This window comes from Shewanella sp. MBTL60-007 (genome assembly GCF_019654915.1).
Lineage (GTDB): Bacteria > Pseudomonadota > Gammaproteobacteria > Enterobacterales > Shewanellaceae > Shewanella.
Genome location: NZ_BPET01000017.1, coordinates 38,510 through 52,795, shown reverse-complemented (window position 1 = coordinate 52,795; position 14,286 = coordinate 38,510). Strand labels below are relative to the sequence as shown.

Annotated in this window: 14 protein-coding genes; 6 read left to right on the top strand and 8 right to left on the bottom strand. The window is 45.3% G+C overall.

Annotated elements, in window-relative coordinates:
* Positions 1-232: 232 nt before the first annotated feature.
* A complete protein-coding gene (locus tag K5Q92_RS08100) occupies positions 233-1,243 on the top strand; it encodes an isocitrate dehydrogenase (RefSeq protein WP_220768498.1) in 1,011 nt (336 codons plus the stop codon).
* A 100-nt stretch (positions 1,244-1,343) separates the two neighbouring features.
* Here K5Q92_RS08100 and rlmM read toward each other — a convergent pair whose 3' ends face one another.
* The 4 genes from rlmM to K5Q92_RS08080 all read right to left on the bottom strand — a co-directional run bounded on the left by rlmM (position 1,344) and on the right by K5Q92_RS08080 (position 4,757).
* On the bottom strand, positions 1,344-2,426 hold the full coding sequence (gene rlmM / locus K5Q92_RS08095) for a 23S rRNA (cytidine(2498)-2'-O)-methyltransferase RlmM (protein ID WP_220768497.1): 1,083 nt from the start codon (positions 2,424-2,426) through the stop codon (positions 1,344-1,346).
* A gap of 238 nt (positions 2,427-2,664) precedes the next feature.
* On the bottom strand, positions 2,665-3,051 hold the full coding sequence (locus K5Q92_RS08090; RefSeq protein ID WP_220768496.1) for a DUF423 domain-containing protein: 387 nt from the start codon (positions 3,049-3,051) through the stop codon (positions 2,665-2,667).
* A gap of 76 nt (positions 3,052-3,127) precedes the next feature.
* A complete protein-coding gene (locus tag K5Q92_RS08085) occupies positions 3,128-3,865 on the bottom strand; it encodes an alpha/beta fold hydrolase (RefSeq protein ID WP_220768495.1) in 738 nt (245 codons plus the stop codon).
* Entirely contained in the window at positions 3,846-4,757 is a 912-nt protein-coding gene (locus K5Q92_RS08080; protein ID WP_202721792.1) for a transcriptional regulator GcvA, read from the bottom strand. Before K5Q92_RS08080 ends, K5Q92_RS08085 begins: the two co-directional genes overlap by 20 nt.
* Positions 4,758-4,938: 181 nt before the next feature.
* On the opposite strand from K5Q92_RS08080, the gene K5Q92_RS08075 reads away from it, so the two are divergent.
* Positions 4,939-5,172, top strand: coding sequence for a hypothetical protein (locus K5Q92_RS08075; protein WP_220768494.1), 234 nt, complete (start codon positions 4,939-4,941; stop codon positions 5,170-5,172).
* Positions 5,173-5,323: 151 nt separating this feature from the next.
* Here the strand turns inward: K5Q92_RS08075 and thiI are convergent, their stop codons facing one another.
* The 3 genes from thiI to pomA form a co-directional block, all read right to left on the bottom strand.
* A complete protein-coding gene (gene thiI, locus K5Q92_RS08070) occupies positions 5,324-6,778 on the bottom strand; it encodes a tRNA uracil 4-sulfurtransferase ThiI (RefSeq protein WP_220768493.1) in 1,455 nt (484 codons plus the stop codon).
* Positions 6,779-6,975: 197 nt separating this feature from the next.
* The gene (locus tag K5Q92_RS08065; RefSeq protein ID WP_220768492.1) at positions 6,976-7,944 is read right to left on the bottom strand and encodes a flagellar motor protein MotB; all 969 of its coding nucleotides are present in this window, start codon (positions 7,942-7,944) and stop codon (positions 6,976-6,978) included.
* Between the two features lie 4 nt (positions 7,945-7,948).
* Positions 7,949-8,716, bottom strand: a complete 768-nt coding sequence (pomA, locus tag K5Q92_RS08060; RefSeq protein WP_220768491.1) for a flagellar motor protein PomA — start codon at positions 8,714-8,716, stop codon at positions 7,949-7,951.
* 442 nt (positions 8,717-9,158) lie between these two features.
* Between pomA and xseB the strand changes: the two genes are divergently transcribed.
* From xseB to dxs, 3 genes are read left to right on the top strand one after another with little or no spacing between them, the layout of a single operon-like run.
* On the top strand, positions 9,159-9,398 hold the full coding sequence (xseB, locus tag K5Q92_RS08055) for an exodeoxyribonuclease VII small subunit (protein WP_220768490.1): 240 nt from the start codon (positions 9,159-9,161) through the stop codon (positions 9,396-9,398).
* Positions 9,399-10,280, top strand: a complete 882-nt coding sequence (gene ispA, locus K5Q92_RS08050; protein WP_220768489.1) for a (2E,6E)-farnesyl diphosphate synthase — start codon at positions 9,399-9,401, stop codon at positions 10,278-10,280.
* Positions 10,281-10,302: 22 nt separating this feature from the next.
* Positions 10,303-12,168 carry a 1-deoxy-D-xylulose-5-phosphate synthase gene (dxs, locus tag K5Q92_RS08045; RefSeq protein ID WP_220768488.1) on the top strand — a complete coding sequence of 622 codons (1,866 nt, stop codon included), beginning with the start codon at positions 10,303-10,305 and terminating at the stop codon, positions 12,166-12,168.
* Between the two features lie 109 nt (positions 12,169-12,277).
* Here dxs and grpE read toward each other — a convergent pair whose 3' ends face one another.
* On the bottom strand, positions 12,278-12,880 hold the full coding sequence (gene grpE, locus K5Q92_RS08040) for a nucleotide exchange factor GrpE (RefSeq protein ID WP_220768487.1): 603 nt from the start codon (positions 12,878-12,880) through the stop codon (positions 12,278-12,280).
* Positions 12,881-12,980: 100 nt separating this feature from the next.
* Here grpE and nadK point away from each other — a divergent pair, with 100 nt between their 5' ends.
* Entirely contained in the window at positions 12,981-13,859 is an 879-nt protein-coding gene (gene nadK / locus K5Q92_RS08035; protein ID WP_220768486.1) for an NAD(+) kinase, read from the top strand.
* Positions 13,860-14,286: the final 427 nt, after the last annotated feature.

Sequence of the window (14,286 nt, the reverse complement as noted above, 5' to 3'; positions counted from 1 at the left end):
ATTAGACTAAAGTAGACTTTTTAACCTTCTAACGATCAATCATCGTCATAAGCAGTTATTTATGCAAGTTACCCTACAGAAAAAAACGTGAGATTGCTCACTATTTCCTGTGAAAGTTGTGTAAAAGTGTTTAAAATACATCGAGCAAAAAGAAAATAATTCCAACTCACTTGCCGTGTCCCAAGACATGGTCAGACAATTGCAGTAACGCCTAACCGTGGTAGGACTATCCATGACAAAAAGAACGATAACCGTTATCCCAGGTGATGGGATTGGCCCAAGCATTATTGACTCAGCACTTAAAATTCTTGATAAAGCTGGTTGTGACTTTGAATATGAGTTTGCAGATGCCGGTCTCGCTGCGCTAGAAAAGCACGGTGAACTATTACCTCAGCGTACATTAGAGCTTATTGAAAAAAATCGCATTACTCTAAAAGGCCCACTAACAACACCTGTTGGCGAAGGCTTTACCTCTATTAACGTGAGCCTACGTAAGCAATTCAGCCTTTACGCAAACGTACGTCCAGTACTGTCTTTTAAAGGCACACAGGCTCGTTATGACAATATCGATATCATCACAGTACGTGAAAATACCGAAGGCATGTATTCGGGTCTAGGACAAACCGTCTCTGATGACGGTGCAACCGCTGAAGCAACCAGTATTATTACTCGCCAAGGTGCAGAGCAGATCACCACATTTGCTTATGAGCTTGCCCGTAAGGAAGGTCGTAAAAAAGTCACTATCGTCCATAAAGCTAACATCATGAAGTCTACGTCTGGACTATTCTTGAAAGTCGCTCGTGAAGTGAGCCAGCGTTACCCAGATATCACGACCGAAGAGATGATTGTTGACGCAACCTGTATGAAGCTGGTGATGAATCCTGAAAACTTCGATGTGATTGTCACCACAAACCTATTCGGTGACATCTTATCTGATCTTTGTGCAGGCCTTGTTGGCGGCCTAGGTATGGCACCTGGTGCTAACATTGGTAGCGATGCGGCAATTTTTGAAGCGGTGCACGGTAGTGCGCCAGATATCGCTGGCAAAAACCTAGCAAACCCAACTTCTGTTGTACTGGCATCAATTCAGATGCTTGAGTATTTAGGCATGTCAGATAAAGCCGAGCTTATTCGCAATGCGATTACCGCGGTGATTGAAGAAGGCGACCGCACAACGCGTGACCTAGGTGGTACTCATGGTACAACCGACTTCACTCAGGCCGTGATTGAGCGTTTATCTTAATAATCAATTTATGATCCAATAAAAAGGCCCCATGTTTTCACATGGGGCCTTTTTTAATGCTTTGTCCCGACCTGAGTTCAGTCGGCACTTTCGTCAATATTTACCAAGGCTGAGTAGGTCTCAAGCAAAGGTGAACGGTCACTTCATCACGGTCATGGTAAAGATGCTTAGCGGCGATAGTAAAATCATCTACGCCATTCTCTTTCAAGATCTCTTCCATGGTCGCCAAAATAGTCGACACCTCTTTATAGCGTGCCTTCATCGGTAACTTTAAGTTAAAAATCGCTTCTTTAAACCAACCGTTAATCGCCCACGCTTCAATCAGCTCGGCCACGCGAGATGGCTTTTCAATCATGTCGCACACAAGCCAAGTGATATTCTTCCTAGGAGGTTCGAATCTAAAACCGTCGGCTTGGTAATGTTTAACCTGTCCGGTATCCATTAGACCTTGATCCATAGGCCCATTATCGACAGCGGCAACAAACATACCACGTCTCACAAGCTGATAGGTCCAGCCACCAGGACATGCACCAAGATCCACCGCCTTCATACCACTGCTAAGGCGCGTCTCTTGCTCTTCTTTAGGGATAAAGTGAATAAAGGCTTCATCAAGTTTTAATGTCGAGCGACTCGGTGCGTCCGCTGCAATCTTAAGTCTTGGGATCCCCATGAAATATGGCGAGCTATTGTTACTTAGCGAGTAACCCACATAAGCTTGACCCGAAGCGACAAAACAAACGTGAATAATCGGGCGCTTGCTGTTTTCTTTCTCAAGCAAGGTACCTGACTTCTTCAGTGCCTGTCTTAGGGGCACCGTAAACTTGCGACAGAAGTTAGAGAGTTCTTTGGCTTCGTTAGTATCTGGTGTTTCAACACGCAATTCACCCGCTTTATGCACTTGAGTCAAAGCTTCAACGATCGGGCTAATTCTATCTTGCTCAGGTAAGCCTTTAAGCAACTCCTTGGCCGCAAACATCTGTCTGGTAAAAATAAGCGAATCTAGACTGATATTTTTAGCTAAAACTTCAGCATCACCGGCTTGGAAGCACTGAAAAATCACATAAGCATCGTTGGTGTTGGTTTTTACAAATCCACCAATATCGAGCTCAGCTGCGCGCACTTGGATCTCTGCTGCACAATCTTTCTCATAGCCAGCACGGCAAAATAAAAATAGGTTTATCATTGAATTTCCTGAAGATAAAAATAATATCAATCAAGGTAGCACTTAGTAAAAGCGTTACCGAGACCTCAAAGCATAGCGTTAAAAACGCTCTACGTTATTGAAGGATTGATATAAAAAAGCGGCCAACAAAGTTGTTGCCCGCTATTTTACACTGTTCAAGCTTTGCTGTGTACTGTCTAAAATTTAATATTCACCGCGCAGCCTAAACCTATAGATAGACTAAGTCACCACTAAAAACTTAATCCAGCTCTTTAACGCGATTACGCCAAACTGCAACGGCGATAAATAGCCAACCTAACAGGAAGCAAACACCACCCATTGGGGTCACAGGACCAGTCCATTTAGCGCCAATTAGCGCGTAGAGGTACAAGGACCCCGAAAATAGCACCATACCAGCGATAAAGAGGTAGCCAGCCCAGTCCAATAATCGAGATTTTAACCAATGACCAGAGAACGCCACTGCAATCAGCGCAAACGTATGATAGAACTGATACTCAACACCTAAGTTAAAGATAGCAATGAGATCAGGCGGTGCCACATTCTTCAATCCATGGGCGCCAAATGCGCCCAGTGCTACAGCAATAAAACCACTCAATGCTGCTAGCAGCAAAAATCCATTACGCATTTAACCTCCTACAAACTATCGACTCACCTGCCAACAGATAGAAAATTTTCATTCCAACTGTCTGTATCGTCTCTCATTATGATGACTGTTTAATAAAGTCTTTGATATGGGAGACCGCCTGCTCTAGATTAGCCTCTAACGTAGTTCCTGACGACTTTCTAGGCTTAAAACTATGATCACCATCGGTTAACCAATGCAGTTGTACTTTTTCCATTTCCGGCCAAGTGTTAACTAACCCCTTATGACCAAACTTATCTCGCTCACCTTGGATCACCATCAGTGGCGCTAAACACTTCTCGATCGGCTCTAAACGCGGCTCACCACCACTGAGTGGAATAAAGGGATAACCAAGAGCAACAACACCATTAACCTTTATGCTCTCGGCTAAAATTGTCGACATCCGCCCCCCCATCGATTTGCCCACTAAGTAGACTTTCTTAGGCTTAAACTGTTGTTTAAGAATACTAAACTGCAGCGCATAGTCGGCAATCAACTTCGGCGCCCTGTCTGGCGGACGACGCTTACCATCGATGGCATTGGCACGCATATAGGGAAAGTTAAAACGCACGACTGTTGCGCCTACGCTCAGCCCCTTGGCCATCTGAGTCATAAATTCATGGTGCATATTCGCGCCTGCACCATGGGCTAAGATAATCAGGGTGTCGCAGTCTTTTTCGGCGCTATTTGTACCGATACAGTCTACAAGATAGTGCTGCGCATCGAAAGCTAGCTCCTCTGGAGATAATTCAGCAACGGCCGCGGCTAACTCACCATCAAGGTAGGCTTGTTTTAACTTATCCTGTAAGCAGCTCACTACGCGTCTCCTCTTCAAACATATCGAGCATCCACTCTCTAAAAGCTGCGACCTTACCAATATCGGCATGGCTTTGTTGGCACACTAAGTAATATGCATTTTTACTGACTAAAACTTCAGGGAAAGGGCAGATAAGACGACCCGCTTTAATATCGGGCCTTGCAAGTACACTGTAGCCTAGCGCCACACCCTGGCCGTGAGCGGCAGCTTGCAGCACCAACGAAGAATGACTAAATATTGGACCTTGGTTCACATTAATATCAGTAATTCCACATTGTCTAAACCAAGCCTGCCAATCTTGGCGACTAGAGTCGTGCAATAGGGTATGATTTTTCAAATCGCTAGGTTTTTCTAATGGCTTAGGACCGCTTAATAATAGCGGTGAACAGACCGGAATTAACACCTCATTTCTGAGCTTATCGGCTCGCATTCCAGACCAGTTCCCCATACCATAATAGATGGCCACATCAACGTCATCAGTCAGCGAACCATCTTCATCATCCACAGCCTTAATTCGCACATCGATCTCTGGATTTTTCTCACTAAACTTGGCCAAGCGTGGCACTAACCATTGAATCGCAAAGCTCGGAGAAGTCGCTACAGTAAGGGAACCGATAGCACTTCGGGCTAATAATCTATCTGTGGCATCGGCAAGTTGGGTGAAAATATCTTTGATGTCGAGAAAGTAGCTTTGCCCCTCCTCAGTTAGCAGTAATGAACGGTTCTTACGTCTAAATAATTTTAATCCAAGATACTCTTCTAATGCCTTGATTTGATGACTCACGGCAGCCTGGGTAACAAATAACTCTTCTGCCGCTCGAGTGAAGCTCAAATGCCTAGCTGCTGCCTCAAATGCCTTCACTGCATTCAGGGGAGGTAATCGTCTTGCCATAGTGATCCAGATCCCGGTTTTTAATTAGTTTTTCTAATGCCTATTGTTACATTTTATCGTTTGTTAAGGCCAGTACTTTCGTTCAGAATTTGCCCCAACGAAATGATACTAGTTGGACAGCCTCTACGACGTAATTGGGGAGTGTCTAACAACCCAAATACTAGCCCGGAGGCTACCGCGTATGTTAAACCTAAAATCAGTATTTGTTATCGCTATCCTCGGCGCCTCAGCCAGTGTTAGTGCCGACGAAATATCTATCAACACTAAAGATATCGAAGCAACGTTAACAGCTAACTTAACAGAAAGCATGGAGTTAATGCAGGCTCAACTGACTGCTGAGCTAGATAATATGTTAGCGACTGATGAATTAAAGAAGAACGAAGAAGCTACGGCTCAAGTATTATTAGCCGACTAATAAAGCACTACATCTTCAACTTTAAAGCCACCTAATAGAGGTGGTTTTTTTGTATCTATTAACCGCTAGCTCGCGGTTAATAGATACAAAAAAGGCGACCAATATTGGTCGCCTTCTCGTTTAAGTCCACTCTGGCGCTCACAGACGCCGTTTAAGGACGGTAAACCTTAACATTGGTGTAACCTTGCTCTTGCAGATAAAGCGCCTGTAGCTTGCTCATCACGCCACGGTCACAATATAACAGGTAGTTCTTCTCTTTATCGAGATCACCAAACAGCGTTGCTAGCTTATAGAAAGGAATCGCCTTAACTTCGACGCCATCGACTTCAAGCGGAGCCTTCTCCTCCTCTTCTGGCGCACGGACGTCGATAATGATCTCACCAGCACTAATCGCATCGACAGTTTCTGTTGCGGTAATTTTGGTATCCATCTGAGTAGCAATCTCCCTAATATCGATAACTTCTGCATCTGCAATCACGCGGTCGAGCAGATCTTCAGAAAACTTCGCTTCTTCGGCTTCAACTTTTGACAACACCGCTTTTACCGTTGGCTTTTGAGAAATAACGCCACAATACTCAGGAATTGATTTAGCAAAGTCTTCGGTACCGATTTCACGGCTAATATTGATGATGTCTTGCTTATCCATTGCAATAAGAGGGCGCAAAATCAATTGATCTGTACAACGGTCGATGACATTTAAGTTAGTCAAGGTTTGGCTAGAAACCTGCCCCATCGCCTCACCCGTAACCAAGGCTTGAATGCCCATCTTTTGTGCCACTTTTGCTGCAGCGCGCATCATCATACGCTTTAACACTACGCCCATCTGGCCGTTATCAACGCGCTCTAGAATTTCTTGCACCACAGGGTCAAACGGCACAGAGATAAACTTAACCTTATGTGATTCGCCATATTTCTGCCACAAGTGGTAAGCCACCTGCTTAACGCCTATTTCGTGCTGGTCGCCACCTAAGTTAAAGAAACAATAATGAGTACGAGAACCACGCTTAATGAACTGGTAACTCGACACGCCTGAGTCGAAACCACCAGAAATCAGTGACAACACATCTTCCTGAGTCGCCATCGGGAAGCCGCCAAGACCTTCAATACGCTTATCGATGAGATAAAGGTGTTCATTATCAATCTCTAGATGCACTGTCATATCAGGATCTTTTAAGCGAACACCTGCCGCTTCGGTAAATTGATTCAATCCACCACCCACATAGCGCTCAACTTCAATAGAGTTGAAGTCATGCTTACCCGCACGCTTAACGCGTACACAGAAAGTCTTGCCAACAAGCTGCTCTTTATAAACAGCTAACGTCTGCTGGTAGATATCGTCGACTGAAGTGAAGGTACTCACGTTTACTTGCAGTACATGAGCAATACCAGGAATACAGGCTAAACGCTCACCAAAGGCTTCAACCAGATCTGGCCTATCATCTGGTACCATCACCATGATCTTGTCCCACTGACGCTGTACTTTAGCGGACTCATCCACTTTTCTAAGTACATTACGAATATTGGTCTCGAGCATCTTGGTAAAACGCATTCTTACCGGCTTGCTCTTCATCATGATTTCAGGAAACAGTTTTACGATAAATTTCATTGGTCTTCCGCGAGGGGGTAGTTTAAACAGCAATTTCCCGATTATAACAAGAACGCGCGGCAATTGCGTATATCCAATGTCAGTTTGTCACCACAAAAATCAATTATTCCCCTGTCAATAATCTGGAATCCCTAAAATGCAAAAGGCGCGCAAGCCAGTCTCCTAGGTTGCGCGCCTCTAACCATGATTAATGAAAGCTACTGACTCACTTGGATCTCTTGAGACTCTTTGGCTTTGCCCTGCTCTATCGCAATCTCAACTCGGCGATTTCGCGCACGATTAGCGCTAGAGTTGTTCTCTACTAGCGGATCCGATGACGCCATGCCCACCACCTTCATACGCTTCGGATCAAACCCCTTCACCTTAATCAGTTCATGACCCACGGCTACGGCTCGCTTACTCGACAGATCCCAATTAGAGCTATAGAGCTCGTTAGAGATATTCCAGTCATCGGTATGCCCCGATACGGTAACGATGCCAGGCACATCTTTAAGCAACTCACCCACACGGCGGATCACAGGCTTAAACCTAGGTTGCAAGAAGCCCGATCCAGAGGCGAAGGCTCCTTTTTCTCGAATGCGAATAATGATCTGTTGTCCAAGAGATTCGATCTCGATGGCACCATCGACGATCTCTTTATTGAGCTCTTGTGCCATCTTCTTCACCTGCTCATTAATCTTATCTTGAGCCGATGCTTGTGTTTTCGTCGATTGCGTATCCGATTGCGCGGCATTTTCAGCCTTGGCTTCGGCCTCACTCTGCTCCTGTGCCGTTGCCGAAGCTTGACCACCGCGCTGTTCGCCGCGCTGCTGCTGAATGCCGCCAGCACTATCATCTTCGCCCTCTTGAAACTCAAGCATAGGCTCCGTCATCTCGTTAGTTTGCTGGTTGATGATCTCAATCGGCGTAGGCTCGGGACGTCCGGGCCTAAATTCAAGGGCAATCACCGAGGTGCCTTTAGGAATATCTTTGACTTCGACTTTATTCTGCACACCAAAGGCGTACTTCATCGAGCCTGCTATCTGCTTAAACTTCATCACATCCATTTCTGAAAAAGCGAGCAGCAGTACGAAGAAACACATCAGCAACGACATCAAGTCAGCGAAAGTTGCCAACCAGAGCGGCGCACCGGGTGGGGGACAATCACATTTGGCTTTTTTAGCCATCTGTTTACGCCCCGTCCAACGTGTCTATTTTTCTTGATTTTTCGGATAGGTAATTCTTCAGGAAACCCTCAATGACTCTTGGGTTCTGGCCATCTTGTATCGCTAAAACCGCATCCATGATAAGGTTACGATTAAGCATCTCTTCATTCATTCTCAGCGCCAGCTTGTCAGCAATGGGTAATGCAACCATGTTCGCAATCACAGCACCATATAAAGTGGTTAATAGTGCAACAGCCATTGCAGGGCCAATTGACTTAGGATCATCCATGTTCGATAACATGCCGACAAGACCAATTAGAGTACCTATCATGCCCATCGCTGGCGCAACATCACCAATTGATTTAAAAATACCAATACCGGTTCGATGACGTTCTTCAGTCAAAGCGATATCTTTTTCTAATGCGTCACGAACCACATCACCGTCGTGCCCATCAACCAACATGTCTACAGCCTTTTGCATAAAGCTGTTACTGATTTCAGCCTCTTCTAAAGCTAGAAATCCCCCCTTACGTGCTGCATCAGCCATGGAAATAGATTGCTCGATAAGATCTTCAGGTTTATCCAATTTGAAGATAAAGGCTTTGCCTGCGATTTTTGCTGATCCTAAAAACTGTTTGAGGTTATATTTCATCATGACAACAAATAGCGAGCCAATCATAACGATAAGAATCGAGGGCACGTTGATAAAAATGCCGATGCCACCACCACTGACCATGGCCATGATAACGAAGGCAAATGCGCCAATAAGTCCAATTAGGGTTGCTAAATCCAAAGCTGCTCCTCAAATACCAATCAATACACTGTTATCGACTGTCTCAAATACTAAGTGCTACGCATAATGCTGGGAATAAATTCGGTAGCGACAATATTACGCCTTCAATCTGACAGCAAGTGACAAGTCACCAAATTCCTCATTCAGGCATACATTTTCAGTATTTCATCTTATATAACGACCAAATAAAAGATCTCTTGAGCGATATTTCCAGCAAATTTTCTGTGGTTTCCGTTAAAATAGCGGTTAAATTGCAGGCTGGGGTCAGATACAGGCCGCCAAAAACTGATCTATAATCGGCTCGCTCACGTATGCTTAATGACTTATCAGAGTACCTTTGATGCATAAAGCGTGCTTTTGCGCAAATAGTCAACGGCTTAATTTGACCCCTGTGTCCTGCTGATATACTTTGTGTACCGCTTATTTTCTAGGAATGTTCATCGTGGCAAAAAAACCAGAAAACCTCTCATTTGAAGATTCACTTTCCGAGCTAGAAAAAATCGTAACCGATTTAGAGCATGGCGATATCGCGCTTGATGACGCACTAAAACAGTTCGAGCGTGGAATTAAACTTGTGCGCAACAGCCAAAGCAAGTTAGAAAATGCCCAACAAAAAGTCGCGGTGCTAATGCAAGAAGAGGGTGTTGACACCCTAAAACCTTATGATGTCGAGGGTGAGTAATTGTTAGTAGCGTCACTGAAACAGTACCAAGAGCGTATCAATCAACAACTTGAATTTCGCATCGACTCACTAGCCGATATCGATCCGCAGCTTAAAGCGGCCATGAAGCATGGTGCTTTAATTGGCGGAAAACGAATTAGACCTTTTCTAGTTTATGCTATCGGCGACATGTTAGGTGTTAAGCTTGCGACTTTAGACGCTTGTGCAGCGGCCGTTGAATGTGTTCATGCTTACTCGCTTATTCATGATGATCTCCCCGCCATGGATGATGATGCGCTGCGCCGAGGCCAGCCAACTGTGCATATCGCTTTTGACGAAGCAACCGCGATATTAGCCGGTGACGCACTGCAGGCACTTGCCTTCGAAATTCTCAGCGATCCGATTGAAAACATTACTCCATCACAGAATTTAGCTATGGTTAAAGCCTTAGCCAACGCCTCTGGGTATAGTGGTATGTGTGGTGGTCAGGCGATGGACTTAAGTGCCACCAATAAGCAGATCGAACTAGCCACCTTAATACAGCTACACAAATTAAAAACCGGTGCGCTTATTCGCTGTGCTGTAGAGTTTGCTATTATTGCCGCTAAAGTAGAGGGACAAGAGCGTCAAGCCCTACTCGACTTTGCCGACGCTATCGGCCTCGCCTTCCAAGTACAAGACGATGTCCTCGATATTATCGCTAGCACCGAAGAGCTTGGAAAACCGCAAGGTTCAGATACAGATTCAAACAAAAGCACCTATCCAAAGTTGCTTGGATTAGAGGGCGCCCAAAAAACTGCCAGCAGTTTGATTGAGGACGCACTATCAGCGCTGGCCAAATTACCATACAATAGCCAGCTAATTGCAGAATTCGCCCGTTACATCATTGAGCGAAGAGTTTAATAAAGAGACAAAGAATCTCGATATGAGTTTTGATATTTCTCAATTTCCTGTGCTTGCACAGGCTAATACCCCAGATGAGCTAAGACAGCTCCCTCAAGCCGTACTGCCACAATTGGCAGATGAGCTTAGAGGTTTCCTATTGAAGTCTGTTGGTAAATCAAGCGGTCACTTCGCATCGGGTCTTGGTACGGTGGAACTCACCGTAGCACTTCATTACGTGTACAACACGCCATTCGATAGACTTGTCTGGGACGTAGGCCACCAAGCTTACCCACATAAAATCTTGACTGGTCGCCGCGAAAAAATGCACACCATTCGTCAGAAAGGTGGCGTGCACCCATTCCCGTGGCGTGAAGAAAGTGAATACGACACCTTTAGCGTTGGTCACTCTGGCACCTCAATCAGTGCAGCATTAGCTATGGCTGTTGCCGCCGAAAAAGAGCAAGCTGGCCGTAAGGTTGTTGCGGTTATCGGCGATGGCGCGATGACTGGCGGCATGGTATTTGAGGCGATGAACCACGCAGGTGACTTGCACAACGACATGCTAGTGGTACTAAACGATAACGAGATGTCTATCTCTGAAAACGTTGGCGCACTAAACAATCACCTTGCTCAGCTGATGTCAGGTCGTTTCTACACCACGATTCGTGAAAGCAGCAAGAAAGTGCTTCAAGGTATGCCAGTTATCAAAGAGATGGCTAAGCGTACCGAAGAACACCTAAAAGGTATGGTCGTTCCTGGCACCATGTTCGAGGAATTAGGCTTCAACTACATCGGACCAATCGATGGCCACGATGTGGACGCCCTCGTCGAAACCATGCGTAATATGCGCAATCTAAGCGGCCCACAGATTCTACATATCATGACCAAGAAAGGTCGTGGCTATGAACCTGCAGAGAAAGATCCGATCGGCTGGCACGCCGTGCCTAAGTTTGATCCGTCAACCTTTGAGAAACCTGCCACTATGCCATCAGACCCAACCTTCTCAGAAGTGTTTGGTAAGTGGTTATGTGACATTGCTGAAAAGGATGAAAAGGTCTTGGGGATCACCCCAGCGATGCGTGAAGGCTCAGGTATGGTTGAGTTTTCTCAACGTTTCCCTAAGCAGTACTTCGACGCAGCAATCGCCGAGCAACATGCCGTAACCTTAGGTGCGGGTTTCGCCTGCGAAGGCTACAAGCCTGTGGTGGCGATTTATTCAACCTTCCTACAACGTGGCTATGATCAATTGATCCACGACGTAGCACTACAGAGATTACCAGTGCTGTTTGCGATCGACCGCGGCGGTATCGTTGGTGCTGATGGCCCAACTCACCAAGGAGCATTCGATTTAAGCTTTATGCGCACAGTCCCAAATATGGTGATCATGGCGCCATCTGATGAAAACGAATGTCGTCAGATGCTGTATACCGGTTATTGCTATAACGATGGCCCGACAGCCGTGCGTTACCCTCGTGGCAGTGCTACAGGGGCTAAACAAGTAGAAACCATGACGGCTCTGCCAATTGGTAAAGGCTTGATTAAACGCCAAGGTAAAAAGGTCGCCATTCTTAACTTTGGGACGACATTAGCCAGCAGCTTAGTCGCTGCAGAGGCTCTTGATGCTACCGTTGCCGATATGCGCTTCGTGAAGCCACTTGATGTTGAGCTAGTTAAAGAGCTTGCAACCAACCACGATGTGCTCGTGACGGTTGAGGAAAACGCCATTATGGGCGGCGCAGGTTCTGGTGTACTCGAGCTATTACAGACACTGAAGATGCCAAAGCCAGTATTACTCATAGGCTTACCTGATGAGTTTATTAAGCACGGCGCACCTGAAGAGATCATCAGCGAGCTAGGATTAGATGCTGCGGGAATTCAGAGACAGATCGAAGAGTTTCTTGCGTAATCTTATCTAGATAGAAGCTTTAATTAAAATCAGCTAAATAAAAAAGGACTGCCATGGCAGTCCTTTTTTATTTCTTGATGCTAAGCCATGGCTTAGCATCAATAGCTCATTAACCTTGAGAAACCATCACCATCGCAGGGCGAAGTAGACGCTCGTTCAAGGTGTAACCCTTCTGCATCACCATCATAACGGTGTTTGCAGGGAAATCTGCACTTGGCTGCATGCCAATAGCTTGGTGAAGTTCTGGGTTAAACGCATCACCTTGTGGATCAACCTGGACTAAACCAAATTTCTCAACGGTGCTCACGAAGCTCTTAGCTGTTAACTCTACACCTTCGTAAATAGCCTTAGTCGCTTCAGCTTCAGCGTCTGTGCCCTGAAGAGCACGTTCCATATTATCCAATACAGGAAGCAACTCATTAATAAACTTTTCTAAAGCGAACTTATGTGCCTTCTCGACATCGATGGCCGCGCGGCGACGAATATTGTCCACTTCTGCTGCGGCGCGGATCACTGAGTCTTTTTGCGCTTCAACTTTTGCTTCTGCTTCTTGCAAAGCTTTTTCTAACTCTTCAACACGGAAGTTAGCCTGAGTAAGCTCATCCATCAAAGAGGCTTCGTCTGTGGTTTCTGCGCCATTTTCATTTAGCAATTCACCCTCTACGATCTCTTCAACTTGGTTGTCTTGTGCTTTATTTGTTTGGTTGCTCATTTTTGCTCCAGCTAAAAATGCTTTGTTTCTGCATGCTCTGGGCATATTATGGGGATCAAATTTAAGGTTTCAAGGCCTAAAGCTGGATCTAACATAAATTATGAGCAATACGTTTCACACAATTGGTCTAATCGGTAAACCTAACCATAAAGGAACCACACAGACCTTAAAAAGGTTGCATCATTGGCTTAGCATGCAAGGCTACAAAGTGTTGGTCGAAGAGCGAGTCGCTGGTGAACTTGGGCCTCAAATCCAATCTGTCGACCTGTTAGAAATTGGCAAGCAATGTGATTTAGCCATCGTTGTCGGTGGTGATGGCAATATGCTAGGTGCGGCTCGTGTGCTTGCAAGATTTAATATCGGCGTCATAGGCGTTAACCGAGGTAACTTGGGCTTCTTAACCGATCTGCCCCCCGACTCCTTCGAAGAAGCCTTATCTAATGTACTCGAAGGCGAGTTTGAAATTGAGCAGCGATTTCTACTCGAAGCCGAGGTACATCGTCACGGCGAGCTAAAGTCGAGTAATACCGCAGTCAACGAAGCGGTACTTCATCCGGGTAAGATTGCTCATATGATCGAATTTGAAGTCTATATTGACGACAAATTCATGTATAGCCAACGAGCCGACGGGATGATTGTATCGACCCCTACTGGCTCAACGGCCTACTCTCTGTCCGCAGGGGGCGCTATTTTAACGCCAAACCTCGCAGCGATGATCTTGGTTCCCATGTTTCCACATACACTTTCCTGCAGGCCAATCGTCGTCGATGCAGCCAGTATCATTAAGCTAGTCGTATCTCCTCACAACGGTGATAATTTAGAGGTTAGCTGTGATGGCCATGTTCATCTGTCCGTTCTGCCTGGTGATGAGATAATTATCAAGCGCAGTGAGGAAACCTTAAGGCTTATTCACCCGAAAGGGCATAACTACTTCCACGTGCTGCGTAGCAAACTCGGTTGGGGCAGCAAACTTTTCTAATGATTCAATACTGCCGATATGCCTACTTAGGTTATCGGCATCACGTCTCCCCTCGCCCTTCCTGTAAACTCGTAAATTTCATAACTTCCATCGTTAGTAAGCTACAGTATTTATTGCATCATATTTTAGGCAGTAAAAATTAACGCTATGTTAGTTAAATAACTAAGCCAGCCAAAAACATTAACTTAGATTAATAATGATAATTAAACGCAAAAGAACAACACACGAAACATGATGCAGATCACAAGCACGATGAAAATCAAAGCTATTAATAAACACCAAATAAGAAATTTAACGATCAAATTCAGCATAAATTCATCGCTATAGGTTACATATCGATACCTTTGCCGCTAAAAATGTTGCAAAAATTACACTTCGCATGACAATCTATCATCGACAACCACTTTTGATGTGATCAAGATCACCT